The 22,964-nt window shown below is 66.7% G+C and carries 25 protein-coding genes; 21 read left to right on the forward strand and 4 right to left on the reverse strand.

The window, feature by feature from the left end; translation table 11 throughout:
• Window positions 1-83: 83 nt before the first annotated feature.
• The 3 genes from ftsZ (at window position 84) to H8M03_RS11105 (ending at window position 4,046) form a co-directional block, all read left to right on the forward strand.
• Window positions 84-1,514 carry a cell division protein FtsZ gene (ftsZ, locus tag H8M03_RS11095; protein WP_187479492.1) on the forward strand — a complete coding sequence of 477 codons (1,431 nt, stop codon included), beginning with the start codon at window positions 84-86 and terminating at the stop codon, window positions 1,512-1,514.
• 196 nt (window positions 1,515-1,710) lie between these two features.
• The gene (locus H8M03_RS11100; RefSeq protein WP_187479493.1) at window positions 1,711-2,889 is read left to right on the forward strand and encodes a tetratricopeptide repeat protein; all 1,179 of its coding nucleotides are present in this window, start codon (window positions 1,711-1,713) and stop codon (window positions 2,887-2,889) included.
• Entirely contained in the window at window positions 2,886-4,046 is a 1,161-nt protein-coding gene (locus H8M03_RS11105; protein ID WP_187479494.1) for a deoxyguanosinetriphosphate triphosphohydrolase, read from the forward strand. The genes H8M03_RS11100 and H8M03_RS11105 overlap by 4 nt, the downstream gene beginning before the upstream one ends.
• Window positions 4,047-4,049: 3 nt before the next feature.
• On the opposite strand, the gene H8M03_RS11110 is transcribed toward H8M03_RS11105, so the two are convergent.
• Window positions 4,050-4,712, reverse strand: coding sequence for a DUF922 domain-containing protein (locus H8M03_RS11110; RefSeq protein WP_187479495.1), 663 nt, complete (start codon window positions 4,710-4,712; stop codon window positions 4,050-4,052).
• A gap of 128 nt (window positions 4,713-4,840) precedes the next feature.
• On the opposite strand from H8M03_RS11110, the gene argS reads away from it, so the two are divergent.
• The 8 genes from argS to tatC all read left to right on the forward strand — a co-directional run bounded on the left by argS (window position 4,841) and on the right by tatC (window position 11,167).
• Entirely contained in the window at window positions 4,841-6,571 is a 1,731-nt protein-coding gene (gene argS / locus H8M03_RS11115; protein ID WP_187479496.1) for an arginine--tRNA ligase, read from the forward strand.
• 1 nt (window position 6,572) lies between these two features.
• Complete coding sequence (locus tag H8M03_RS11120) at window positions 6,573-7,247, forward strand: SPOR domain-containing protein (RefSeq protein WP_187479497.1); 675 nt, start codon at window positions 6,573-6,575, stop codon at window positions 7,245-7,247.
• A gap of 13 nt (window positions 7,248-7,260) precedes the next feature.
• Entirely contained in the window at window positions 7,261-8,268 is a 1,008-nt protein-coding gene (gene nagZ, locus H8M03_RS11125) for a beta-N-acetylhexosaminidase (protein ID WP_187479498.1), read from the forward strand.
• Between the two features lie 73 nt (window positions 8,269-8,341).
• Window positions 8,342-9,097, forward strand: coding sequence for a segregation and condensation protein A (locus H8M03_RS11130; protein ID WP_187479499.1), 756 nt, complete (start codon window positions 8,342-8,344; stop codon window positions 9,095-9,097).
• Window positions 9,097-9,687 carry an SMC-Scp complex subunit ScpB gene (gene scpB, locus H8M03_RS11135; protein ID WP_187479500.1) on the forward strand — a complete coding sequence of 197 codons (591 nt, stop codon included), beginning with the start codon at window positions 9,097-9,099 and terminating at the stop codon, window positions 9,685-9,687. Before H8M03_RS11130 ends, scpB begins: the two co-directional genes overlap by 1 nt.
• A gap of 29 nt (window positions 9,688-9,716) precedes the next feature.
• The gene (locus H8M03_RS11140) at window positions 9,717-9,977 is read left to right on the forward strand and encodes a twin-arginine translocase TatA/TatE family subunit (RefSeq protein WP_187479501.1); all 261 of its coding nucleotides are present in this window, start codon (window positions 9,717-9,719) and stop codon (window positions 9,975-9,977) included.
• 18 nt (window positions 9,978-9,995) lie between these two features.
• Complete coding sequence (tatB, locus tag H8M03_RS11145; RefSeq protein ID WP_187479502.1) at window positions 9,996-10,397, forward strand: Sec-independent protein translocase protein TatB; 402 nt, start codon at window positions 9,996-9,998, stop codon at window positions 10,395-10,397.
• Window positions 10,394-11,167 carry a twin-arginine translocase subunit TatC gene (gene tatC, locus H8M03_RS11150; protein WP_187479503.1) on the forward strand — a complete coding sequence of 258 codons (774 nt, stop codon included), beginning with the start codon at window positions 10,394-10,396 and terminating at the stop codon, window positions 11,165-11,167. The genes tatB and tatC overlap by 4 nt, the downstream gene beginning before the upstream one ends.
• A gap of 175 nt (window positions 11,168-11,342) precedes the next feature.
• Here the strand turns inward: tatC and H8M03_RS11155 are convergent, their stop codons facing one another.
• Window positions 11,343-12,875 (reverse strand): sensor histidine kinase, encoded by a 1,533-nt coding sequence (locus H8M03_RS11155; protein ID WP_187479504.1) that lies wholly within the window; start codon window positions 12,873-12,875, stop codon window positions 11,343-11,345.
• 25 nt (window positions 12,876-12,900) lie between these two features.
• A complete protein-coding gene (locus tag H8M03_RS11160) occupies window positions 12,901-13,092 on the reverse strand; it encodes a NepR family anti-sigma factor (protein WP_246448873.1) in 192 nt (63 codons plus the stop codon).
• A gap of 303 nt (window positions 13,093-13,395) precedes the next feature.
• Here H8M03_RS11160 and H8M03_RS11165 point away from each other — a divergent pair, with 303 nt between their 5' ends.
• The 3 genes from H8M03_RS11165 (at window position 13,396) to H8M03_RS11175 (ending at window position 15,147) form a co-directional block, all read left to right on the forward strand.
• On the forward strand, window positions 13,396-14,193 hold the full coding sequence (locus H8M03_RS11165; RefSeq protein WP_187479505.1) for a response regulator: 798 nt from the start codon (window positions 13,396-13,398) through the stop codon (window positions 14,191-14,193).
• Window positions 14,194-14,270: 77 nt separating this feature from the next.
• A complete protein-coding gene (locus H8M03_RS11170) occupies window positions 14,271-14,414 on the forward strand; it encodes a hypothetical protein (RefSeq protein WP_187479506.1) in 144 nt (47 codons plus the stop codon).
• 97 nt (window positions 14,415-14,511) lie between these two features.
• The gene (locus H8M03_RS11175; RefSeq protein ID WP_187479507.1) at window positions 14,512-15,147 is read left to right on the forward strand and encodes a sigma-70 family RNA polymerase sigma factor; all 636 of its coding nucleotides are present in this window, start codon (window positions 14,512-14,514) and stop codon (window positions 15,145-15,147) included.
• Window positions 15,148-15,184: 37 nt separating this feature from the next.
• On the opposite strand, the gene H8M03_RS11180 is transcribed toward H8M03_RS11175, so the two are convergent.
• Window positions 15,185-15,361 carry a hypothetical protein gene (locus tag H8M03_RS11180; protein ID WP_187479508.1) on the reverse strand — a complete coding sequence of 59 codons (177 nt, stop codon included), beginning with the start codon at window positions 15,359-15,361 and terminating at the stop codon, window positions 15,185-15,187.
• A 73-nt stretch (window positions 15,362-15,434) separates the two neighbouring features.
• Here H8M03_RS11180 and glnE point away from each other — a divergent pair, with 73 nt between their 5' ends.
• From glnE to H8M03_RS11215, 7 genes are all read left to right on the forward strand, one after another.
• Window positions 15,435-18,131: a bifunctional [glutamate--ammonia ligase]-adenylyl-L-tyrosine phosphorylase/[glutamate--ammonia-ligase] adenylyltransferase gene (glnE, locus tag H8M03_RS11185; protein WP_246448874.1), complete on the forward strand. Its 2,697-nt coding sequence runs from the start codon at window positions 15,435-15,437 to the stop codon at window positions 18,129-18,131.
• Window positions 18,121-18,579: a peroxiredoxin gene (locus H8M03_RS11190; RefSeq protein ID WP_187479509.1), complete on the forward strand. Its 459-nt coding sequence runs from the start codon at window positions 18,121-18,123 to the stop codon at window positions 18,577-18,579. The genes glnE and H8M03_RS11190 overlap by 11 nt, the downstream gene beginning before the upstream one ends.
• Window positions 18,576-19,028 (forward strand): AAC(3)-I family aminoglycoside N-acetyltransferase, encoded by a 453-nt coding sequence (locus tag H8M03_RS11195; RefSeq protein WP_187479510.1) that lies wholly within the window; start codon window positions 18,576-18,578, stop codon window positions 19,026-19,028. The genes H8M03_RS11190 and H8M03_RS11195 overlap by 4 nt, the downstream gene beginning before the upstream one ends.
• Window positions 19,029-19,101: 73 nt before the next feature.
• The gene (locus tag H8M03_RS11200; protein WP_246448877.1) at window positions 19,102-19,881 is read left to right on the forward strand and encodes a succinate dehydrogenase iron-sulfur subunit; all 780 of its coding nucleotides are present in this window, start codon (window positions 19,102-19,104) and stop codon (window positions 19,879-19,881) included.
• Between the two features lie 16 nt (window positions 19,882-19,897).
• Entirely contained in the window at window positions 19,898-20,362 is a 465-nt protein-coding gene (locus H8M03_RS11205) for a PaaI family thioesterase (RefSeq protein WP_187479512.1), read from the forward strand.
• Window positions 20,359-21,468, forward strand: coding sequence for a cell division protein ZapE (zapE, locus tag H8M03_RS11210; protein WP_187479513.1), 1,110 nt, complete (start codon window positions 20,359-20,361; stop codon window positions 21,466-21,468). Before H8M03_RS11205 ends, zapE begins: the two co-directional genes overlap by 4 nt.
• Before the next feature lie 52 nt (window positions 21,469-21,520).
• Window positions 21,521-22,960: a M20/M25/M40 family metallo-hydrolase gene (locus tag H8M03_RS11215; protein ID WP_187479514.1), complete on the forward strand. Its 1,440-nt coding sequence runs from the start codon at window positions 21,521-21,523 to the stop codon at window positions 22,958-22,960.
• Window positions 22,961-22,964 lie beyond the last annotated feature (4 nt).

A 22,964-nucleotide genomic window follows, 5' to 3' on the forward strand; every position in this document is an offset into this window, starting at 1 on the left:
TTCCTTGGCTTGCGAGTCCCGATGATTCAAAGATTCATCCGACGCGACAAGGCGTTGCTGGGATTTTTTCGGGGGTGGGACCCATGAGCATCGATTTCATTCGGCCGGAAGTTGACGAACTTCGCCCGCGGATCAGCGTGATCGGCGTCGGCGGCGCTGGCGGAAACGCCGTCGCCAACATGATTGCGGCCGACGTCCAGGGCGTCGACTTCATCGTCGCCAATACCGACGCGCAGGCGCTCAACACGTCATCCGCCGACCGGCGAATTCAGCTGGGGCTGAAGATCACGCAGGGCCTTGGCGCCGGTTCGCGACCGGAAATCGGCCGTGCCGCCGCGGAAGAATCGCTCGAGGATCTCGAAAAGGCGCTGGAAGGCGCGCACATGTGCTTCATCGCCGCCGGCATGGGCGGCGGCACCGGCACCGGCGCCGCGCCGGTCATTGCCAAGGCGGCCCGCGACAAGGGCATCCTGACCGTCGGCGTGGTGACCAAGCCGTTCGCGTTCGAAGGCTCGCGCCGGACCCGTTCCGCCGACAGCGGGATCGAGGAACTGCAGCAGCACGTCGACACGCTGATCGTTATCCCCAACCAGAACCTGTTCCGCCTCGCCAATTCGGATACGACCTTCAAGGAAGCGTTCGAAATGGCCGACGAGGTGCTGCAGCAGGGCGTGCGCGGGATCACCGACCTGATGGTCATGCCCGGCCTCATCAACCTCGACTTCGCCGACGTCCGTTCGGTGATGGGCGAGATGGGCAAGGCGATGATGGGCACCGGCGAAGCGTCGGGCGACAATCGCGCGATTGAGGCCGCCGAAAAGGCGATCTCCAACCCGCTGCTCGACGGCGTCAGCATGAAGGGCGCCAAGGGCGTCATCATCTCGATCACCGGCGGCGAGGACATGCGCCTGATGGAGGTCGACGAGGCCGCCAGCCACATTAAGGAACTGGTCGACCCCGATGCCAACATCATCTGGGGCTCGGCGTTCAATAACGAACTGGACGGCAAGATCCGCGTGTCGGTCGTTGCCACGGGCATCGAAGCCGAAACCGTCGCCCAGGCGGCGCCGGCCAAGGTCTTCACCTTCCCGTCGCGCACCGCACCCGCGCCGTCGATCCTCGATACCACTCCGGCCAGCCGGACGACGACGACGACCGACGAGGACGAGGATACGCTCGAACTGACCGACGAGATCGTCGAGGACGAAGCGACCACCTCGACGACCGCCGAAGACGAAGGCGACGAGCTGGTGCTCGACAATGACGACGTGCTGACCACGGTCGGCGCGCCGCCGATCGCGCCGCCGACCGACGAGGACGACGGCGATACCGTCGACGCCGCGCCGGCCGAACAGCCGAAGACGGCGACCAACACGGGCGCCACGCTGTTCGAACGGATGCAGAATATCGGCCGCGGCGCGCCCCGGGCGCAGCTCGACGAGCAGGGCTCGACGGGGACCGATCGCGATCCGATCGACATCCCGCGTTTCCTCAATCGCCAGAACAACCAGTAATCGGCGGGATTCATCGCCGGGCCTGCACGGTTCGTCGTTAAGAGACTAGCCAGAAAGGTTCGCGCAAGATTCTCTCTGCCACGGGAGAATTATGGCGGTGGGGCTTCATAGCAAACGCGTTCGCGTCGGTGCGCTGATTCTGGCGTGCGTCGGTGCGATTCTGGCGGCGGTGCCGAGTTCGGCGTCGGCACAGGCCGTGCCGATGTATGCCGAAAGCGCGGCCGATGCGCTTGCCCGCAACGTTCACATCCTCGCCGACGACCCGCATAATTTCGCGTCGCTGATCGCCGCCGGCAAGGCCGCGCTACAACTTGGCGACGCGCAATCGGCCGCCGGCTTTTTCGGCCGCGCCGAGGAGATTAATGCCAACAGCCCGCTGGCGCAGGCCGGCATGGGCGCGGCGCTTGTCGCCACCGGCGACCCGCAGGGCGCGCTGACCTATTTCAATCGCGCGCTGCAGCTTGGCGCGTCGGTCGTCAGCTTCGGGTGCGACCGCGGGCTGGCGTTCGACCTGCTGGGCAAGCAGGCGGCGGCCCAGACCGATTATCGCGCCGCGCTCAACGGCCCCGACCGCGACGAAGCGCGCCGCCGACTAGCGCTGAGCCTGGCGATCAGCGGGCACAAGACGCAGGCGATGGAAACGCTTCAGCCGCTGGTGCAGCGCCGCGACACCGGTGCGCTGCGCGTGCGTGCGCTGGCCCTGGCAGTCAGCGGCGACATCGCGGCGGCCAACCAGGCGCTCAATTTCACCATGCCCGGCGCGGCCGCGCGCATGGATCCGTTCTTCCGCCGCTTGCCCGGGCTGACGACGCCGCAAAAGGCGGCGGCCGTCCACCTTGGTATCTTCCCGGGCGACGGCACGGCGGTGGCATCACGCCAGCTGCCGCGCGAAGACCGCCTGGCGTCGATCGAACAGATGCTGACAGCGACGCCCAGCGTGGCCCAGCCGCCCGCGGCGACCGGCTATTCGCTGCCCGTCGCGACGGTTGCGGAGCGCGCCGCGGCACCGGTCCGGATGGCCTCTATTCCCGACACCCGCGCGCGCGTGGAATCGCCCAACACCGACCTCATCCAGACCAAGCGCATCCAGTCGGACCCGAACAGCCGCAAGATCTGGCTGCAGCTGGCCAGCGGCAGCAACGGGCAGGCCTTCACCGACGAATTCAACCAGATCCGTTCGCGCAAGCCGTCGCTGTTCAAGGGCATGGGCGGCTATGTTGCCGAAACCGGCGCGCGCAGCCGGCTGCTGATCGGGCCGTTCCATTCCAGCGAGGATGCGGAATTGTTCGGCGATGCCCTGGAAAGCGCGCGCATTGACTCGTTCGCTTGGACGAGCCAGCCGGGACAGGTGGTCCGCAAAATTCCCAATCAGTGACGCTTCGCCCCGAGCTCGCGGCGCAGCCTTCGCGCTCGCGCGGCCGTGCGCACACGGAATCGGATAGCGGGCCGCGCGGCCCCCGCGACATCTTCCAGCGCGACCGCGACCGGATCATCCACTCGGTCGCCTTCCGCCGCCTGCGTCACAAGACCCAGGTGTTCATCGCGCCCGACGGCGATCATTACCGAGTTCGGCTGACCCACAGCCTGGAAGTGGCGCAGATCGGGCGGACCATCGCCCGTGCGCTAGGCCTGAACGAGGACCTCACCGAGACGCTGTGCCTGGCCCACGACCTTGGCCATCCCCCGTTCGGCCACGCTGGCGAGGATTCGTTGCAGGAGGCGATGGCCGATGCCGGCGGGTTCGATCACAACGCCCATACGATCCGCATCGCGACCCGGCTGGAAACACCCTACGTCGGCTTCGACGGGCTCAACCTCAGCTGGGAATCGCTGGAAGGGCTGGCCAAGCATAACGGCCCGGTCGCGGCGCCGAACTGGGCGCTGGCCGAGGCCAATCAGGAATTCGACCTGCAACTGTCGAGCTGGCCGTCATTGGAAGCGCAGGTGGCGGCGATTGCCGACGACATCGCCTATGACAATCACGACATCGACGACGGGCTGCGCGCGGGCCTAATCGACCTGGACGCGCTGCTGGCGCTGCCGTTGGTCGAGCGGCACTGGCGCGCGATCCGCGACCGGTCAGGCGACATTCCGGCGGACAAGATGCAGCGGGCGCTGGTGCGAGACATGATCGGCACGATGGTCGCCGACGTGATCAGCGAAACCGGGCGCCGGGTCGGCAAGAGCGGGGCCAGGGATATCGACGACGTCCGCCTGGCCGGGCGCCAGCTGGCGGGCTTTTCGGATACGCTGGCGGGGGAGGAGAAGTCGCTCAAGCGCTTCCTCTACGGCAACGTCTATAATGCGCCGCAGCTGGACGAGGTGCGGATCCGGTCGCAGCGGGTGATCGCGGCGCTGGCCCGTGCCTATCGCGACCGGCCTGACCTGTTGCCGCCGGAATGGCGGACGGATGCCGGGACGACCGCGCAGGTCCGCCGCATCGGCGATTTCATCGCCGGCATGACGGACCGCTTCGCGATCGCCCAGCATTCCGAGTTGATCGGGCCGGTCGAACTGCCCGACCGCTTCTAAGGCCTATTCGGACTTGGGGTCGTAGGACGCGTTCTCGCCCTTTTCCTTGGCCGCTTTCGCAGCCGCTTCGCGCTCCGCCATCAGGCGCTGCTCTTCCGCGGTGCGGGCGGCAGCCTGCTGCGCAAGGAAGGCCGCTTCCTGCGTCTTCAGCTTCTCCAGCGACGCGTCGAGCGCGGCAGCGGCCTGGTCGCAGGCCGCCGCGCCGACGGCGGTCTGCACGTCGCCCAGACGGCCGCGGACGAAGTTGAGCTGTTCCGCAGCGGCGGTCTTCAGGCCATCGGAATATTTATTCCACTGGACCAGCATCTCGGGCTTCAGCTTGTCCGCCGTCGTCAGCCGGGGCAGCACCGCGGTGCCCTTGAAGTTGGGCGTGACGCTGGTGATCTTGCAGACGCCGTCGGTGGTCTGCTTGCTGATGCTGGCATCGATGATCCAGCTGGTACCGGCCGTGATCGGCTGGCCGGCGGCATTCTTGGGCCGCTGCTGGTCGATTGAGGCGCGCAGTTCTTTGTCGTTCTTGCCGGCGACGTCGTAATAATTGACCGTCACGCCGGGAATCTGTTCCAGCGCCGGGCCAGTCGCGACCGGGGCGACGGCCGGCGTTGCGGCGGGCTGGGCATCCTGGCCAAGAGCGGCAAGGGCGGCGGCAAGAACGATATTGAGCATGAAGTACCTCTTGGATGGTTTTTCGTGTTGGCCGCTTAACGCGCGAAAAGCCTTTCGGGGCAACGCGCGTGACGCGGCGAGAATGGTGCGATAGACGCCCGCTCTAACAACAAGTCGGTGAACCTCAGTTGACGCTTTACGCCCGCTACTCCGAACTTCTCGACACGGTCCTCGATACGCTGCAGGCCGACGGCACGCTGCCGGACGGCATCGAGCGCCGGGCCGTGGCCGTCGAACCGCCGCGCGACCCCGCGCACGGGGACCTCGCCACCAACGCGGCGATGGTGCTGGCCAAGCAGGCACGCACCAACCCGCGGGCGCTGGCCGAAGCGATCGCGCCCGGGCTCGAAGCGCTGCCCGACGTGTCGTCGGTCGAGATCGCCGGCCCGGGCTTCATCAACCTGCGCCTGACGGATGACGCCTGGCGCGGGGAACTGGCGACGATCCTCCGCGAAGGCGACTCCTATGGCCGGTCCGACGCGGGCGGCAACGAGCGGGTCAACATCGAATATGTCTCGGCCAATCCGACCGGCCCGCTGCACCTTGGCCATTGCCGCGGCGCAGTGGTCGGCGACGCTCTGGCCCGGGTGCTGGAAGCGGCCGGATTCCGGGTCACCAAGGAATATTACGTCAACGATGCCGGTGGCCAGGTCGATACGCTCGCCCGGTCGGTCCACCTGCGCTACCGCGAAGCGCTCGGCGCCGACATCGGTGAAATCCCCGAAGGCATGTACCCCGGCGACTATCTGGTCCCCATCGGCACCAGCCTGGCGGCCGAATTCGGCGACGAATATGCCGAAGCGCCCGAAAGCGAATGGCTGGAGCTCTTCCGCACGCGCGCCGTGGCCGCGATGCTCGACTTCATCCGCCACGACCTCGCCACGCTTGGCATCCACCACGACGTCTTCGCATCCGAGGCGGCGTTGCAGGCCGAAGGCGCGGTCGATGCAGGGCTGGAGCGGCTGCGGTCCAAGGGGCTGATCTACGAAGGCGTTCTGGAAGCGCCCAAGGGCCAGACGCCCGAGGATTGGGAGCCGGTCGAGCTGACGCTGTTCAAGTCGACCGAGTTCGGCGACGACCAGGACCGGCCGATGAAGAAGTCGGACGGCAGCTGGACCTATTTCGGATCCGACGCCGCTTACCATTTGCGCAAGGCGGAGAGCGCCGACCACCTGGTCAACATCTGGGGCGCCGATCATGCCGGCACGGTCAAGCGCGTGCAGTCGGCGGTCAAGGCGCTGACCGACGGCCGCGTCGACCTGGACGTCAAGCTGGTGCAGATGGTCCGCCTGTTTCGCGCCGGCGAGCCGGTCAAGATGTCCAAGCGCGGCGGCACCTTCGTCACGCTGGCCGACATGGTGGAGGAAGTGGGTAAGGACGTCGTCCGCTTCATCATGCTGACGCGCCGCGCCGACGCGCCGTTGGACTTCGACTTCGCCAAGGTGGTCGAAGCGTCAAAGGACAACCCGGTCTTTTATGTCCAGTACGCACATGCGCGTGTTCGTTCGCTGGTGCGCAAGGCTGCGGACGCCGGCGTATCGCTCGACGCGCCCGCCGACCTGTCGCTGCTGGACGCGGAGGAGCTGGCGCTGGTCAAGCTTGCCGCCCAATATCCGCGCACGGTCGAAAGCGCGGCGATGGCGCACGAACCGCACCGCATTGCCTTCTACCTCTACGATCTCGCGGCCGCCTTCCACGCGCTGTGGAACCGCGGCAACGACGATCCCGGCCGGCGATTTCTTGTGGACGACAACCCCGAACTGTCGCGCGCGCGTCTGGAACTGGCGCTCGGCATCGGGCAGATCATCCGCAGCGGCCTTGACCTGATGGGGGTCGAGGCGGCCGAGGAGATGCGCTGAAATGACCGATAGCCGCACCGGCTATGATGAAGATTCGCTGCCGTGGCTGCAGGAGGTCGAGGATCAGGACGCGACCGGCGGTATTTCCGCGCGCACGATGATCATCGGTCTGCTGGCGGTGCTGCTGATTGCCGCCTTGCTGGTCGGCGGCTTCTTCTGGCTGGGCCGCGAAACCGCGGTCACCGGCGGCGGCGAACCGGAACTGATCCGTGCGCCGGCCGAGCCCTACAAGGTGAAGCCGGCCGACCCGGGCGGGCTGGATATCGCCGGCGAAAGCCAGACGACCTATGAGACCAGCGCCGGGCAGGACACCGATTCCCGACTGAACCTGGGCGCGGCCGGGACCGACATTCCGCGCGGCGCGACCGAAACCCCGGAACCAGCGGCGCAAGCCGAAACTCCGGCCGTGGCCGAGAAGCCCGAGCCCGAGGCGCCTGCGCCGTCGGGCGGATCGGGCAGCACGGTACAGCTTGGCGCCTTCGCCAACCCGGCCCAGGCCGAACGTGCGTGGACGGCGCTGTCCAGCCGTTTCCCGTCGGTCGCGGCGCTCGACAAGCGGATTGTCCCGTTCCCCGGCGGCACCCGGCTTCGCGCCGGCGCCGCGTCGCCCGCGCAGGCGCGGCAGGTGTGCGCGGCGCTCAAGGCGGCGGGCGAAGCCTGCTTCATCGCCCGCTAACCGGAGCCGGACCGTGCAGGCAGCAATCTATGGCATGGCAGGGCTGGAACTGACGCCGGACGAGCGCGACTTCTTCCGCGATGCCGACCCCGCCGGCTTCATCCTGTTTCACCGCAATTGCGACAGCATCGCGCAAGTGCAGGCGCTGACCGCCAGCCTGCGCGACCTGACCGGTCGCGACGACGTGCCGGTGCTGATCGACCAGGAAGGTGGTCGGGTGGCGCGGATGAAGCCGCCGGGCTGGCCCGCCTTTCCGCCCGGCTGGGCCTTTGCCGATCTGTACGTGAAGGCGCCGGTGTCGGCGATCGAAGCGGCGCGCGCCAACGCCCGGGCGTTGGCGCTGATGCTGCGCGAATCGGGCATCAACGTCGATTGCCTGCCGCTGCTCGACGTGCGCCAGCCCGAAGCCGACGACATCATCGGCGACCGTGCGTTGGGCGCCGAACCCATGCAGGTCGCGGCGCTTGGCCGGGCGATCCTCGACGGATTCGCGTCGGCGGGCGTCGCCGGGGTGGTCAAGCATATCCCCGGCCATGGCCGCGCCTTGTGCGACAGCCACAAGGAATTGCCGGTGGTAGAGGCCGACGAGGACGCGCTGGCGATCGATATCGAACCGTTCAAGACGCTCAACTGGGCGCCGATGGGGATGATGGCGCACGTCGTCTACACGGCGTGGGACGGAGAACGGCCGGCCAGCCAGTCGCCGGTCGTGATCGAGGACATCGTGCGCGGGCGGATCGGCTTCGACGGCTGGCTGATGAGCGACGATCTGGGCATGGAAGCGCTGAGCGGCGGGCCGGGCGAGCGGGCCGCGGGCGTGCTTGCCGCCGGATGCGACGTCGCGCTGCACTGTTCCGGCAAGCTGGACGAGATGGTCGCGGTCGCCGGCGCCGTGGGGGCAATGGGCGAGCAGTCGCTGGAGCGGATGCGCCAGGCGATGGTGATCGCCGCCGGGCCGGCCGACGGGCCGGGCTTCGCCGAACTTGTCGCCAAGCGGGACGAGCTGCTCGCGCTGGCGTGATCCAGCCCGCTTATCCACAAAATCTTGTGGTTTGCGCTTCGCACGGACACCAGACAGGGCTATTCTGCGCCGCGTGGCGGTGGTGACGATCGACAGCGCTTCGCGCGACGGCGACGAGCTCAATCTCAGCCTTGACGGCTGGGAAGGGCCGCTCGACCTGCTGTTGAGCCTGGCGCGGTCGCAAAAGGTCGACCTGACGCAAATCTCGATCCTCGCGCTGGTCGAACAATATCTTGCCTATCTCAACGACGCGCGGGCGCTGAAGCTGGAGATTGCGGCCGATTATCTGGTGATGGCGGCGTGGCTCGCCTACCTCAAATCCTGCCTGCTCCTGCCCAAGGATCCCGAGGCCGATCCGAGTCCCGAGGAAATCGCGCTGCGGCTGCAGCTGCGGCTGCAACGGCTGGACGCGATGCGCGAAGCCGGTGCGCGCCTGCTCGGCCGCGACCGCCTTGGCCGCGATACTTTTGCCCGCGGCACGCCCGAAGGCCTTCGGCTGGTGCGCAAGTCGGCGTGGCAGGCATCCGCCTTCGACCTGTTCGCGGCATATGGCACGGTCAAGGCGCGCACCCAGCCGCCGATGCACGTGGTCCATGCGCGATCGGTGATGACGCTGGAAGAAGCGATCGACCGAGTCAGCCGGATGCTCGGCATCGCGATCGAATGGACCGAACTGGAAGCCTTCTTGCCGGCGACGGACGATCCGCAGCTGCGCAAGTCGGCGCTGGCGTCCAGCTTCCTCGCCGCGCTCGAACTGGCCCGGCGCGGTCGGCTCGACCTCGAACAGGATGCCGCGTTCGAACCGCTGCGGTTGAAGGCGGCCGCCTAATGGACGAATTCCTGCGCTCGGTCGAAGCCACGGTGTTCGCGTCCGGCGAGCCGCTGAGCGTCAACGAGATTGCGCTCCACGTGGGCGAAGGCGACGTCGCGGCGGCGCTGGCCGAGCTTGCCGAACGCTACCAAGGGCACGGCATCGAACTGGTCGAACGCGGCGGGCGCTGGCATTTCCAGACGGCTCCGGACCTGGCCCATCTGTTGCGCCGGACCCGCGAAGAGCCGCGGAGGCTGTCCAAGGCAGCAACCGAAACGCTGGCGATCATCGCTTATCATGAACCCGTCAGCCGCGCCGAGATCGAGGCGATTCGCGGGGTACAAATCTCGAAGGGCACGCTCGACGTGCTGATGGAGGCGGGCTGGGTGCGTACCGCGGGCCGGCGCGAGGTGCCGGGCCGTCCGCTCCTGTATGCGACCACCGCCGACTTCCTGACCCACTTCGGGCTTGCCTCGCGCAAGGACCTGCCGGGAATCGACGATCTGAAGGCCGCCGGCCTGCTCGACCCGCTCGAGGAAACGCTGTTCCAGATGCAGGCAGACGAGGAATCCGACGAGCAACTGGAAAGCGAGAGCGAAGAGGACTAGGTAGGCGGCCAAGCAATCGGAGTGTGCTCATGGGCTCGTTCAGCCTCATTCACTGGATCATTCTCGGCGTCGTCATCCTGCTGCTGTTCGGCGGCAACCGCTTTTCCGCGATGATGGGCGATGTCGCCAAGGGGCTGAAGAGCTTCAAGCAAGGCATGGCCGAGGACGACAAGCCGGAAGACCGGCGTGCAGATCCGCGCCACCTGCCGCCGCAGAGCCGCGCCCCGGAAGATCCGATCGAAGTCACTCCCGAACCGCGCCGGCGCGACGACGAGCTGCCGCGCACCTAGCGAAAGGCGGTCGGGCCGATGTTCGGCGTCGATTCCACTGAACTGATCATCATCGCCGTGGCGGCGCTGATCTTCATCGGTCCCAAGGACCTGCCCGCAGCGATGCGGACCGTCGGGCGCTGGGTGGGCAAGGTGCGGGGGATGGCGCGCCATTTCCATTCGAGCGTCGAAGCGATGATGCGCGAAGCCGAGCTCGAGGAAATGGAAAAGCAGTGGCGCGCGGAGAACGAGCGCATCATGCGCGAATATCCGATGGTCGAGCAGGGGAGCTCGCAAGCGGAGGCGGGCGGTGACCCGATGCTGCCGCTTGGCCAGCCCGACGAGCGGCCGCCCATGCTGGACAATCCCGACGAGCCGCCGCTGCCGCTTGACGATACGCCGCCGGCTCCGCGGTCGCGCGATACGACGGAATTGCCGTGAAGGACATCGACGACAGCAAGGCGCCGCTGCTCGAACATCTGACCGAGCTTCGCCGGCGGATGCTCCTATCGCTGGCGGTGCTGGCAACCTTGTTTTTCGCCTGCCTCTATTTCGCCAAGCCGATCTTCGGATTCCTGGTCCAGCCGCTGCTTGCGGCCGGGCAGGGCAAGCTCATCTATACCGATATCTTCGAAGCCTTTTTCGTCGAGGTGAAGGTGGCGCTGTTCGCCGCGCTGATGCTCGGCTTTCCCTTTTTCGCCACGCAGATGTGGAAATTCGTCGCGCCGGGCCTTTATGCGAAGGAAAAGAAGGCGCTGCTGCCGTTCCTGCTGCTGACGCCGGTATTCTTCATCGGCGGCGCGGCGTTCGCTTATTACGTCGCGATGCCCTGGGCGCTGCACTTCCTGCTCAGCTTCCAGGGGGAGGTCGGCGGCGTGGAGCGCGAAGCGCTGCCCGCGATCGGCAATTATCTCAGCTTCGCGACCCGCTTCCTGTTCGGCTTCGGAGTGGCGTTCCTGCTGCCGATCCTGTTGATGATCCTGGAACGCGCCGGATTGATTACCCTGCAGCAGCTGACCAAGTCGCGGCGCTATGCGATTGTCGGGGCAGTGGCGATTGCGGCGGTGCTGACGCCGCCCGATGCGGTGTCGCAGATCCTGCTCGCGACCCCACTCTACCTGCTTTACGAATTCGCGATCATCGCCATTCGGCTGACGCATTGGCGGGCCGCGCGCCGGGCGGGCGTTTCGGAAGCCGAAGCTGAAAGCTGAAAAAATGCGGGCCCGGAAGCGCCACCGGGGGGGGAGGGTTGGCGGTTCCGGGCCCATTTAAGCGGATAGCGAGAGCGGGGGGGCAAAAGGTCACTATCCGAACTGCTTAACGCACCTGCTTTTGGGGCGGTTCCAGCGGTTCAAATATTTTTTCGGCTGGACCCGTAACGACCCGCTAACGAGGCGGGAATACGGGCAGATCGACACTGTAGCGGCCAAGCTTCCGTTCGAGCGTCGAGCGGAGCTGTTTGGCCAGACCGGCGATAATCCGCTCGAACTGCTCTTTTTCCCGGTCGTCGGTCTTGTCGGGCACCAGCACGGGGCTGGCCATGGTCAGCCGAGCGGTGATCTCGCTGGTCCGCTGGACGGTGATCTCCACCGGCTCGTCGGGTCGCCGAAGCATGGCGAACTCGACCACCTCGGTGATCAGAAAGGCGGCGCTGACGGCCACGTCCTGGGTCGTATGCAGCGGCTCGACCTCCAGGTCGATCGCCAGCTTGCGCGCGGCTTCCGGAGCGGTGGCGCGAAGCTCCGCGGCCAGTTCGGACATCAGGGGGCGCAACGAAAGCCCGCGGCTTTCCTCCATTTCCGCATAATGATTGCGGTGGACGATTGCCAACGCACCGACCCGGCGCCCGATCGCTCCATAGGCAGCGCGCGCCTCGGGCGTTTCCGCGGTGCGGCCGTGAATGCTCAGCAGGGACGCGATCACCTGCAGGTTGTTCTTCACCCGGTGGTGAACTTCGCGGACCAGCCGGCGCTGCCCGTCCAGCGCCGCGGTCATGTCGGTTTCCGATTCCTGGACGCGGGTCATCGCCCGGGCGAACGCGTCCCTGAGCGACTGGATCTCGGTCGCGGGACCAAGCTTCGTCGGCAGGTCGGCCGCCGGTTCGCCCGGTTCGTACAGCGACACGGCGCGCTGCAGCCGGCGAAGCGGCTGGATCAACAGTCGGTGGACCATCAGCCAGGTCATCAGCGCCGCGATGAACCACATCACCATCGGCAGCAGGATGAGCAATTTGTCGACAACGTTGACCTCGGGCACGCTCCCCTGGACCTCAGCGACCAGCCGCCCGTTGCCGATCGGCAGCCGCGACATGGACGGCCGTTGCCCCGACGGGGTCGGCTCCATCGGCATGACTTCCATTTCACGCTCGCGGTCGCGGATGATCATCCCGTCGACACCGCGAGTGCCGGCGAGCGCGGCGGCGCGCAATTCCTCGCTGCGGATCAGCGAGGTGACGATTCCGCCGACGACGCCTTCGTGCAGGATGATCGCATTTTCGCTGGGCGCGACCCGCAGCGTGATCGCGCCGGGTGCGATGGGTGGCAGCTCGCCAATGTCGTCGAGCGTGCCGACGCTACACATTTCCGTGCCGTCTTCGCGCTGCAGCCGGAATTGCTGGACGACCGCCGGTGCAATGCTCAGCGAGCGGCGGATCCGGTCGCACGGCTCGGACAGGTCGAGCCGGCCGTTGGCCGCGATCCTTAGCGCGAGTGCGTTACGGGCGAGCAGGCTTTCGACGCCGCGGGTCGCGGTCCGCGCCCGTTCGTGGGATTGGGATTCAAGCGCGTCGTTCGCGTCCTTGAGGCCACTATAGGCGACCGCGCCGAGGCCAAAGCCGATCGGCAGCAACGCGGCCGTCAGGATCAGCAGCAGCTTGGCAGGTGTGGATAATTCCGAGAATCGTTCGGCTGCCGACGGCACTGTTCAGGCCTCCAGCCGGAATGGCTCAGCTAAGCTTGCCGAGCAAATCGAGGAAATCGTCGGGAACGTCTTCGCGCAAGGTCTCGTCGTAAACCGTGCGCAGGGCACGGCCAACGCTGCTGACTCGCCCGCCGCTCTTGTCGGCTCGCTTGCCACCATCGTCCTTTTTCTCGCGCTTCGTCTTGGCGCTCTTCTCGTCGCCCAATTTGTCACTCAATCTGTTCTGTCCCCCAGCGGGCGCTGGCGCCACGATTAATTCTTTGCGGGCTAATGACGAGCGTCCGCCAAGACTCCGCGACGTCGTCCCACTTGCCCTATCGTCGGCGCTCTCGCCCCGTCAATGACCAGGCAATAGCCCCGTGCACGGGAGCGAAACCAAATGGCCGGTGCTTTGTTCCACCCTCGGAGAATCTCTGCGGGGGAGCAGCCGGATGCCTGGCGCCGGTCCTTCCAGGGTTGCAACGAAGCCGGTGCCTGCCCAATAGGCGGTTACACCCGGAATTTAGGAGACCCCTTGTTTATGTCGCTTGGTCAGGAACTCGCCCCACATCTGCCTTTCCTGCGCCGCTATGCGCGCGCCTTGACCGGCAGCCAGGCGCACGGCGACGCCTTCGTCCGCGCGACGCTCGAAGCGATCGTTGCCGAGCCGGATGAATTTCCGCGCGACGTCGATGCCCGGCTTGGCCTGTACCGCACCTTCCACGCCATCTGGTCCACCGCCAACGTCGAAGAGGGCGAGGAACCGAGCGACAGCATCGCCGGAGCTGAAGGCATTGCCCACGCCCGCCTGTCGAAGATCACGCCGCTGTCGCGCCAGGCGCTTCTGCTGACGTCGCTGGAAGGCTTTTCGTCCGACGACGCGGCCTATCTTATCGGCGCCAGCGCTGAAGACGTCGATTCGCTGGTGTCCGAAGCGCTTCAGGAAATCGAGCGCCAGACGCTGACTGACGTCCTCATCATCGAGGACGAGCCGATCATCGCGATGGACATCGAAACCATCGTCCGCGACCTTGGCCACAACGTCACCGGCGTTGCGGTCACCCGCGACGAAGCGGTCGCCGCCGCGCGCCAGAGCCCGCCGGGCCTGGTGCTTGCGGACATCCAGCTGGCCGACGATTCCAGCGGCATCGACGCGGTCAAGGATATCCTCGCCGAATTCTCCGTGCCGGTGATTTTCATCACTGCCTTCCCGGAACGCCTCTTGACCGGGACTCGCCCCGAACCCACCTTCCTGATCACCAAGCCGTTCCAGCGGTCGACCGTTAAGGCGGCGATCGCCCAAGCGTTGTTCTTCGACGCCGCGACGGTCCCGGCCTGACCGATCGTTGCGGTTGGGGAACTAGTGTCAGACACGCGGCGTTGGCGGCCGAACGAAGGGATTTGAGCGGAAAAGCGATGAAGGACGATCATTCAGAACATCTGACGACCACCGAAGCGCGTGGCGGCACCAACCAGCATATGGGCCGCGTCGTGCTGTTCGTCGGAACCGGCCTGGTCGTCGTCATCTTCGCCGTGCTGTTTTTCGTCGGATCGTTGTGACGGGGCGATTCTTCATCTCGTCACACAGGGTTCCGATAAGCTTAGGTTCAGCGTTCTGCAGCCAGTTGCGTGCGCCTATTGAAGGTAGCGGGGGTTAATGGCGGCAGATAACGATCAGCAGACGGCAATGCCGCAGGGCGAACCGGTCCCGCTATCCGATCCGGAATTCAAGGATCAGCTGGCGGCCGTCATTCCGCACCTGCGCGCGTTCGGCCGGTCGCTGTCCGGCAGCCGGGACCTTGCCGACGACCTTGTCCAGGAAACGCTGCTCAAGGCATGGGCGGCGCGCAAGCGCTTCCAGGCCGGCACGAACATGCGCGCCTGGACCTTCATCATCCTGCGCAACCTGTTCCTCAGCCAGATGCGGCGCGCCCGCTTCAAGGGCGAATGGGACGAGCTTACCGCGTCCAAGATCCTCGCCGCGCCGGCCAGCCAGGACCGGCACATCGAACTGGCCGACATGCAGCGTGCGCTAATGCATCTGCCGCAGCCGCAGCGCGAGGCGTTGATCCTCGTCGGCGCCGGTGGTTTCGCTTACGAGGAAGCGGCGGAAATCTGCGGGTGCGCCGTGGGCACGATCAAGAGCCGCGTGGCGCGTGGGCGCGTCGCGCTTGAGGCGTTGCTGTCGAGCGGCAAGCTGCCGTCGCGGCGCCAGCACAAGCAGGATCCGAACAAGTCCGCGCTGCAGACCATCATGGGCGAAGTGGACGACCTCAGCCGCGATATGGGGTGATGGCTTCGGGCGGTGCCCCGCAGCCTGCCGAAAAACTCTAGTTCAGGCGACGCAGAAGATCGTCGAAATCCCGGGCGGTGGGATCGCTCGCGGCCGTCTCGAACGCGCGCCGCAGGGCCCTCATGACGCCCTCGTGCTCGGGCGGCATGTCCAGCCTTATGGGTTGGCGGTCGAGTTCCACGTTCTGCTTGTCCATCGCCTTCAAGTTTTTCATTCCGAACTCCAACGACATCGCCGCTGTTTAGGTTCCTATTTCACCCCGATTCAGGCACAGGCGGGCGGTGAGTGTGACAAAGCTGCGACAGGTCGAGCGGGATGGGGCGGCAGAGCGAGCCAGGGCCTATTCGCCCTTCCTGCGGGAAGCGATGGCGGCGCGGTCCGACATCCTCGAAACCTTTCTCACCGATGGCTCGCTCAAGGCCGCCGAGCAGGCGGTCGCCGCGGGCGGGGAGAGCGTCGACGTCGAACTTCGCCGCCGCCGGCTCGGGCTGGCGATGGCCGCGGCGCTGGGCGATCTGTCCGGTGAACTGGACCTTGAGACCGTTACCGGCCTGCTGTCCGATTTCGCCGACGGGGCCATCGACCGGGCGATTGCCGCGGCGCTGATCGAACGGTGCCCCGATGACGAGCCGCGCGGGGTCACCGCGATCGCGCTTGGCAAGCTTGGCAGTCGCGAACTGAATTTCTCGTCCGACGTCGACCTCATCCTCCTGTTCGACCCGCGTACGATGCCGTGCGCCGGTCGGGACGACCCCGGCCAGGCTGCGGTGCGTATCGGCCGCCGGGTCGTCGAAATCCTGCAGAAGCGGACGGCCGACGGCTATGTCGCCCGGGTCGACCTCCGGCTGCGGCCGTCGCCCGAAGTCACGCCTATCGTGCTCCCGGTCAACGCCGCCATTTCCTATTACGAATCCGCGGCCGTGGGCTGGGAGCGCGCCGCCTTCATCCGCGCGCGCTGCTGCGGCGGCGACCGCGCGCTGGGCGCCAGCTTTCTCGATGCGATAGAGCCGTTCGTGTGGCGCCGGGCGCTCGATTTCGGCGCGATCGAGGAAGTGCGGGCCATCGGCGAACGGATCCGTGATCATTATGCGGAGCGCCAGCGCTTCGGACCCGGCTTCGACCTAAAGCGCGGCCGCGGCGGCATCCGCGAAGTCGAATTCTACGCCCATGCGCAGCAATTGGTGCACGGCGGGCGCGAACCGGACCTGCGCTGTCCGGCGACGCTCGACGCGTTGCAGGCCCTGTCGGGCGCCGGCTACCTCGACAGCAGCCTCGCGGCGGACATGGCCGAAGCGTATCGCCGGCTGCGTACCATCGAGCATCGCGTGCAGATGATCGACGACCAGCAGACGCACCTGATCCCGCGCACCGACGCGGCGGTCGCCACGGTCGCCCGGCTGCACGGCTTCGAAGACGGCGAGGAAATATTCAACTGGCTGCGCCCGTCGGTGGAGCGGGTGGGAACGGCGTTTGACGCGTTGACCGACGACAAGGGCGAACGCCTGCCGAACGATGCGGCGACGCTGCACGGCGAGCTGGCGGCGATGGGATTTCCCGACGCCGAGACCGCGGCGCGCCGGATCGGCGAATGGCGCTCGGGACGGCCGCGGTCGCTTCGGTCGCCGGCGGCCAAAGAGGCGTTCGAAGGCATGTTGCCCGGACTGGTGCGGGCGATAGCGGGGAGCGCGGACCCGATGCGCGCGCTCAACCGGTTGAGCGACGTCGTCGAGCGGCTGCCCAGCGGGGTCAATCTTTACCGGCTGCTGGAGGCGCGGCCGGCGCTGACCACCTTGCTGGCGCGGATCCTGGCCCATGCCCCGGCGCTGTCCGACCAGCTGGGACGACGGCCGGAGCTGCTGGACTCGCTGCTCGATTCCTCCTGCTTCGACCCCCCCCCGCCGGTCGATGAGCTGCTGGCCTTCCTCAAGGCAGAGATGAAGGACCTGCCGTACGACCTCGCGCTCGACCGCGCGCGGCAGCTGGTCAACGAACGTCGCTTTGCCCTTGGCGCGCAACTGATCGACCTGCGCGAACCGCCCATGCGGATCGGCGAGGGCTATGCGCGGGTCGCGGAAGCGACGCTGGTCGCGCTGACCGATGCCGCCGTGGCGGAATTCGAACAGACTCACGGCCGGATGGGCGATGCGGAACTGCTTATCCTCGGCCTCGGCCGGCTGGGCGGCGGCGTCCTGACCGACGCCTCCGACCTCGACCTCATCTATCTGTTCACGCCGACCGAAGCGGAGGCATCGGACGGGCGCCGGCCATTGGGACCGGCGGACTATTTCAATCGGCTCGGGAATCGCATCAGCGCCGCGCTCAGCGTGCCGACGCCCGCCGGGCCGCTGTACGACGTCGACACCCGGCTTCGCCCGCAAGGCGCGCAGGGCATGCTGGTCGTTTCGCTCGAAGGGTTCGCGGCCTACCAGGCCAATCAGGCATGGACGTGGGAGCATATGGCGCTGTTGCGGGCCCGGCCGGTGTATGGGTCCGAAGGCGGGCGAGCGCGGCTTGATGCGATCATCGAACAGGTGCTCGCCGCGCCCGCCGATCGTCCCAAGCTGGTCGCGGACGCAACCGCGATGCGCGACGAAATGGCGCGGCACAAGCCGGCGTCGGGACCGCTGGACGTCAAGCTTGGCGAGGGCGGGCTGGTCGACCTGGAGTTCGCGGTCCACGTCCTCCAGCTGGCGACCAAGGTCGGAATCGATCCCCGCATGGACCAGGCCGTGGAGGCGCTTGCCGAGGCAGGATTGGTCGAGGAAAAAATTGTTTCAGCACAACAGTTGTTGAACGAAATGCTGATCACGATCCGCCTTGTGGCACCGGAGACCACGACCCCAAGCGAGGAAAGCTGTGAGCTGATGGCGCGGGCGTGCGGTGCAGCGGACTGGACGGAGCTGGTGGCGCGGCACGACGCGGCCCGGGCCCAGGTCACGGAGTTATGGACCAAGGTGAAGGAGAGGACTTTCGATGATCGATGAAGGCGACCGCGCACCCGCGCTCGACGTGGCGACAAGCGGCGGACAAACCGTCAACCTGGCCCGGCCAGGACGGCCGCTGGTGCTGTACTTCTATCCCAAGGACGACACGTCCGGCTGCACCCGCCAGGCGCAGGACTTCACCGCCATGGCCGGCGATTTCGAAAAGGCCGGCGCGACCGTCATCGGCGTGTCCCGCGACCCGATGAAGAAGCATGAGAAGTTCATCGGCAAGTACGACCTCAAGGTCCCGCTGGCTTCCGACGAGGACGGGCAGGTGTCCGACGCCTTCGGCACCTGGGTCCAGAAGAGCATGTACGGTCGCAAATATATGGGCATGGAGCGCTCGACCTTTCTCATCGGTGGCGACGGCCAGGTGCTCAAGGTCTGGCGCAAGGTGAAGGTGCCGGGTCATGCCGAGGAGGTGCTGAAGGCGGTCCGCGACGCATGAGCGGTGTCAAGGTCCGGCGGCTGGTGCCGGCGGACATCCGCGTCATGCAGGACATGTCGCGCATGTTCGCCGCGGCGTTCGACGAGCCGGAGACTTATGCCCGGCCGCCGCGCGCGGCCTATCTCGACCGGCTGCTCGGTAACCCCGGCTTCGTCGCGCTTGCCGCCTTGCACGACGGGGAGGTCGTCGGCGGCCTGATCGCCTATGAGCTTGTTAAATATGAGCGCGAGCGCAGCGAATTCTACATCTACGACCTTGCCGTGGCGGAGGAGCATCGCCGGCGCGGCATTGCCACCGCGCTGATCGCCGAGGTCTGCCGCATCGCCGCGGCCAACGACGCGGAGGTCGTGTTCGTCCAGGCCGACCATGGCGACGATGCGGCGATCGCGCTCTACACCAAGCTCGGCACCCGCGAGGACGTGATGCATTTCGACATTCCCGCGCGTTGAGACGGCAAGTAGGGATTTGAAACGGATCGCGCGCTCATGCTAGCGCCGCCGCAACGCAGCAGGAGCAATGGGCTTGGCCGAATTCACGCTTCCCCGGAACAGCAAGATTACCAAGGGCCGGACCTACAAGGCGGAAGCCGGCGGCAAGTCCAAGACGTTCAAGGTCTATCGCTACGATCCGGACAATAGCGCCAATCCGCGCTGGGACCGCTACACCATCGATCTCGAAAAGTGCGGGCCGATGGTTCTCGACGCGCTGATCAAGATCAAGAACGAGATCGATCCGACGCTGACGTTCCGGCGGTCCTGCCGCGAAGGCATTTGCGGGTCGTGCGCGATGAACATGGACGGCCGCAACGGGCTTGCCTGCACCACCCCCATCGCGGACCTGAAGGGCGATATCCAGATCACGCCGCTGCCGCACATGGACGTGGTCAAGGACCTCGTGCCCGACCTCAGCCATGCCTATGCCCAATATGCATCGATCCAGCCGTGGCTGAAGACGGTGACGCCCGCGCCCGCCGGCAAGGAACGGCTGCAGTCGCCCGCCGACCGCGCCAAGCTCGATGGGCTTTACGAGTGCATCCTGTGCTTCTGCTGCTCGACCAGCTGTCCCAGCTATTGGTGGAACGCCGAGAAATTCCTCGGTCCCGCGGTGCTGCTGCAGGCCTATCGCTTCATCGCCGACAGCCGCGACGAGGCGACCGGCGAGCGGCTTAACGAACTTGAGGATCCGTACCGGCTGTATCGCTGCCACACGATCATGAACTGCGCCAACGTCTGTCCCAAGGGGCTCAACCCGGCGCAGGCGATCGCCCAGACCAAGAAACTGATCGCGGAGCGCGCCGCTTGAGCAGGGCGTCGCGCTGATGGCCGACGTTGGGCTGCCCAACGGCGCCCAGCCCGACCCGGAGCATGACGGCTGGTACAGCTGGGGCGATTTTCCCCGCAGCTCCTTCGCGGCCGCCACCGGGCGGCTGCTGTTCAGGCCCGACGGACCCGGGCGCGGCATCTGCCGCATGTTCCCGACCGACGCGCATCAGAACATGGGCGGATCGTTGCACGGCGGCGCGGTGATGAGCTTCATCGACATGGCGATGTTCGCCGGTGGCCGCTGCGCTGGCATGGCCGAGGGCCATTACGTTACGCTCGACCTGACCACGCACTTCCTTGCGCGCGGCCAGCCCGGCGAACCGCTCGACTGCCACGTGGAACTGGTCCGCCAGACCCGATCGCACGCATTCATGCAGGGGATCGTCCGCCAGGCCGGTGAGTCCTGCTACAGCTTCACCGGCACCTTGAAGCGCATCCGCGACCGCACCGCCACGGCATGACCGGTCCGGTCGGCCGAGCCTATGCGCAGCTTCTGGCGGGTGGCGAGTTACGCCCCGATGCGGCGCAGCAGCATGCGGTCGACGCGCTCGACCGTCTGGCGCAATCGCTGGGCCAGCGCCGCGGCCGGCTGTTCGGCCTGTTCGGCAAACGCGGCGGCGGCTGTTCCGGTGTCTACCTGTGGGGCGGGGTTGGGCGCGGCAAGTCGATGCTGATGGACCTCGCCTTCGCCCAGATCGATTTCGAGCCCAAGCGCCGGGTCCATTTCCATGCCTTCATGCTGGGCGTCCATTCGCGGCTCGCGACGGCACGGCAGAAGGAGGAGGGCGACCCCGTCGAGGAGGTGGCGGAGCACATTGCGGCGCAGGCCAAGCTGCTGTGTTTCGACGAGATGCAGGTGACCAATCCCGCCGACGCGATGATCCTGTCGCGCCTGTTCGGCAAGCTGCTCGACCACGGGGTCAAGGTCATCGCGACGTCCAACCGGCCGCCGCAGGACCTGTACAAGGATGGCCTCAACCGCGAGCTGTTCCTGCCGTTCATCGCGACGCTGGAAAGCCGTTTCGACGTGGTCGAGGTCAACGGCCCGACCGATTACCGGCTCGACCGGCTGGCCGGGGTCGACACGTGGCATGTGCCGAACGGCCCGGCCGCGACCGAAGCGCTCAGCCGCGCCTTCTTCCAGCTGACCGATTACAAGGTCGAAGACCGCGCCAAGGTGCCGAGCGAAGAGCTCGACGTCGGCGGCGGCCGCACCCTGCATGTGCCCAAAAGCCTCAAGGGCGTCGCCGTGTTTTCCTTCAAGCGGCTTTGCGGCGAGGCGCGCGGCGCCGCCGACTATCTCGCTATCGCCCAGCGCTTTCACACCGTCATCATCGTCGGCATCCCTGTGATGACCCGCGAGATGCGCAACGAGGCCGCGCGCTTCGTCACCCTGATCGACGAGTTCTACGAACATAAGGTGAAGCTGCTCGCCAGCGCCGATGCCGAACCCGAAGGCCTTTACCCGTCGGGCGACGGCAGCTTCGAATTCCAGCGCACGGTCAGCCGGCTCGAGGAGATGCGCAGCGCCGATTATCTTGCGGAAGGTCACGGACTGGCGACTTGACCGCGGCGGCCAGCGCCCTAGCCTTCGGCCACACGCTCGGGGAGACCAGATAATGCGCACATTCGTTCTTGGCCTGATCGCGGGCGCGGCCCTGGTCGCTCCTGCCGCGGTCGCGGCGCAAAGTCCGGTCAACGGGCCGATCGTCTTGTCCAAGGATTGGCAGGACAAGTCGCGGGCGCTGTACAAGACGGCAATCGAAATCCCGACCGTCGCGGGCCGTGGCGCACCGCACAAGCAGATGGCCGACTGGCTGACCGGCGAATATCGCAAGAACGGCTGGGCCGCGAGCGACGTCCAGGTGCTGCCTTACGACGGCAGCGACGAGAAGAAGTACGCCGTCTACGCGCGGTGGCCGGCCGCCCAACCGTCGGGCAAGAAGCCGATCCTGATCATCGCGCACATGGACGTGGTAGAAGCCAAGCGCGCCGACTGGGAGCTCGACCCGTTCAAGTTCGTCGAAAAAGACGGCTATTTCTACGGGCGCGGGACCAGCGACGACAAGCAGGGCGTGATCGCCACCACCGCCGCCCTGTTCAAGCTGCGCGCCGACGGGTTCAAACCGGACCGCGACATCATCGTCTTTTACAGCGGCGACGAGGAAACCGACGGCAAGGGCGCGCTCATGGCGGCCAATGACTGGCGCAAGCTGACCGATGCCGAATTCGCGCTCAACGCCGATGCCGGCGGCGGTGCCTGGGATGCCAGCGGCCGGTCGCTTGGCTTCGGGCTCCAGACCGCCGAGAAAATCTACCAGGACTATCGGCTGACCGCGACCAACCGCGGCGGCCATTCCAGCCGGCCGCGACCGGACAATGCGATCTACGACCTGTCGCGCGCGCTGCTGAAGCTGGGCGAGCATCGCTTCGTACCCAAGCTCAACGAGACGACGCGCGCTTATTACACCGCGCGCGCAGTGCAGGAGGGGAATAGCCCGCTCGGCAATGCGATGCGCGCGTGGCTGGCCAACCCTGACGACGCCAAGGCGGCCGACGCGATCGAAGCGAGCGAACTGGAGGTCGGCACCACGCGCACGCGCTGCGTCGCCACCATGCTCGACGGCGGACACGCGCCCAACGCTTTGCCGCAGAAGGCGGAGGCGAACGTCAATTGCCGTGCCTTGCCGGGCAGCACGGAGGCCGAATTGACCCAGGAACTGCAGGCGATCGTCGGCCCGTCGATCAAGGTCGCCACCGTCGGTCCGTTCAAGCCGAGCCCGCCGTCGCCGCTGCGCGACGACGTGGTCGGCGCCTACACCAAGACGGTGCGGTCGATGTACGGCAACGACATCCAGATCGTCCCGCAAATGTCGACCGGGGCCACCGACGGTCTGTTTTTCCGGCAGGTCGGGATTCCGGTCTATGGCGTCGACATGACCTGGGGCATCAGTCCGGTTGACGAGCGCGCGCACGGACTCGACGAACGCATGCCGGTGCGCGCTTTCTACAACGACGTGGCCGGGTGGGAGATGTTGATCCGCGATCTCGCGGGCTGACCGG

The organism is Sphingomonas sabuli (assembly GCF_014352855.1).
In the GTDB taxonomy this organism is placed as follows: Bacteria; Pseudomonadota; Alphaproteobacteria; order Sphingomonadales; family Sphingomonadaceae; genus Sphingomicrobium; species Sphingomicrobium sabuli.

Excerpts from the sequence above, each read along its gene's own strand:
- ftsZ (WP_187479492.1), top strand. The coding sequence starts at position 84 with ATGAGCATCGATTTCATTCGGCCGGAAGTTGACGAACTTCGCCCGCGG.
- H8M03_RS11110 (WP_187479495.1), bottom strand. The coding sequence starts at position 4,712 with ATGCTCAATATCGTTCTTGCCGCCGCCCTTGCCGCTCTTGGCCAGGAT.
- H8M03_RS11120 (WP_187479497.1), top strand. The coding sequence starts at position 6,573 with ATGACCGATAGCCGCACCGGCTATGATGAAGATTCGCTGCCGTGGCTG.
- scpB (WP_187479500.1), top strand. The coding sequence starts at position 9,097 with ATGGACGAATTCCTGCGCTCGGTCGAAGCCACGGTGTTCGCGTCCGGC.
- H8M03_RS11140 (WP_187479501.1), top strand. The coding sequence starts at position 9,717 with ATGGGCTCGTTCAGCCTCATTCACTGGATCATTCTCGGCGTCGTCATC.
- tatB (WP_187479502.1), top strand. The coding sequence starts at position 9,996 with ATGTTCGGCGTCGATTCCACTGAACTGATCATCATCGCCGTGGCGGCG.
- H8M03_RS11165 (WP_187479505.1), top strand. The coding sequence starts at position 13,396 with ATGTCGCTTGGTCAGGAACTCGCCCCACATCTGCCTTTCCTGCGCCGC.
- H8M03_RS11170 (WP_187479506.1), top strand. The coding sequence starts at position 14,271 with ATGAAGGACGATCATTCAGAACATCTGACGACCACCGAAGCGCGTGGC.
- H8M03_RS11175 (WP_187479507.1), top strand. The coding sequence starts at position 14,512 with ATGGCGGCAGATAACGATCAGCAGACGGCAATGCCGCAGGGCGAACCG.
- H8M03_RS11180 (WP_187479508.1), bottom strand. The coding sequence starts at position 15,361 with ATGAAAAACTTGAAGGCGATGGACAAGCAGAACGTGGAACTCGACCGC.
- H8M03_RS11190 (WP_187479509.1), top strand. The coding sequence starts at position 18,121 with ATGATCGATGAAGGCGACCGCGCACCCGCGCTCGACGTGGCGACAAGC.
- H8M03_RS11195 (WP_187479510.1), top strand. The coding sequence starts at position 18,576 with ATGAGCGGTGTCAAGGTCCGGCGGCTGGTGCCGGCGGACATCCGCGTC.
- H8M03_RS11205 (WP_187479512.1), top strand. The coding sequence starts at position 19,898 with ATGGCCGACGTTGGGCTGCCCAACGGCGCCCAGCCCGACCCGGAGCAT.
- zapE (WP_187479513.1), top strand. The coding sequence starts at position 20,359 with ATGACCGGTCCGGTCGGCCGAGCCTATGCGCAGCTTCTGGCGGGTGGC.
- H8M03_RS11215 (WP_187479514.1), top strand. The coding sequence starts at position 21,521 with ATGCGCACATTCGTTCTTGGCCTGATCGCGGGCGCGGCCCTGGTCGCT.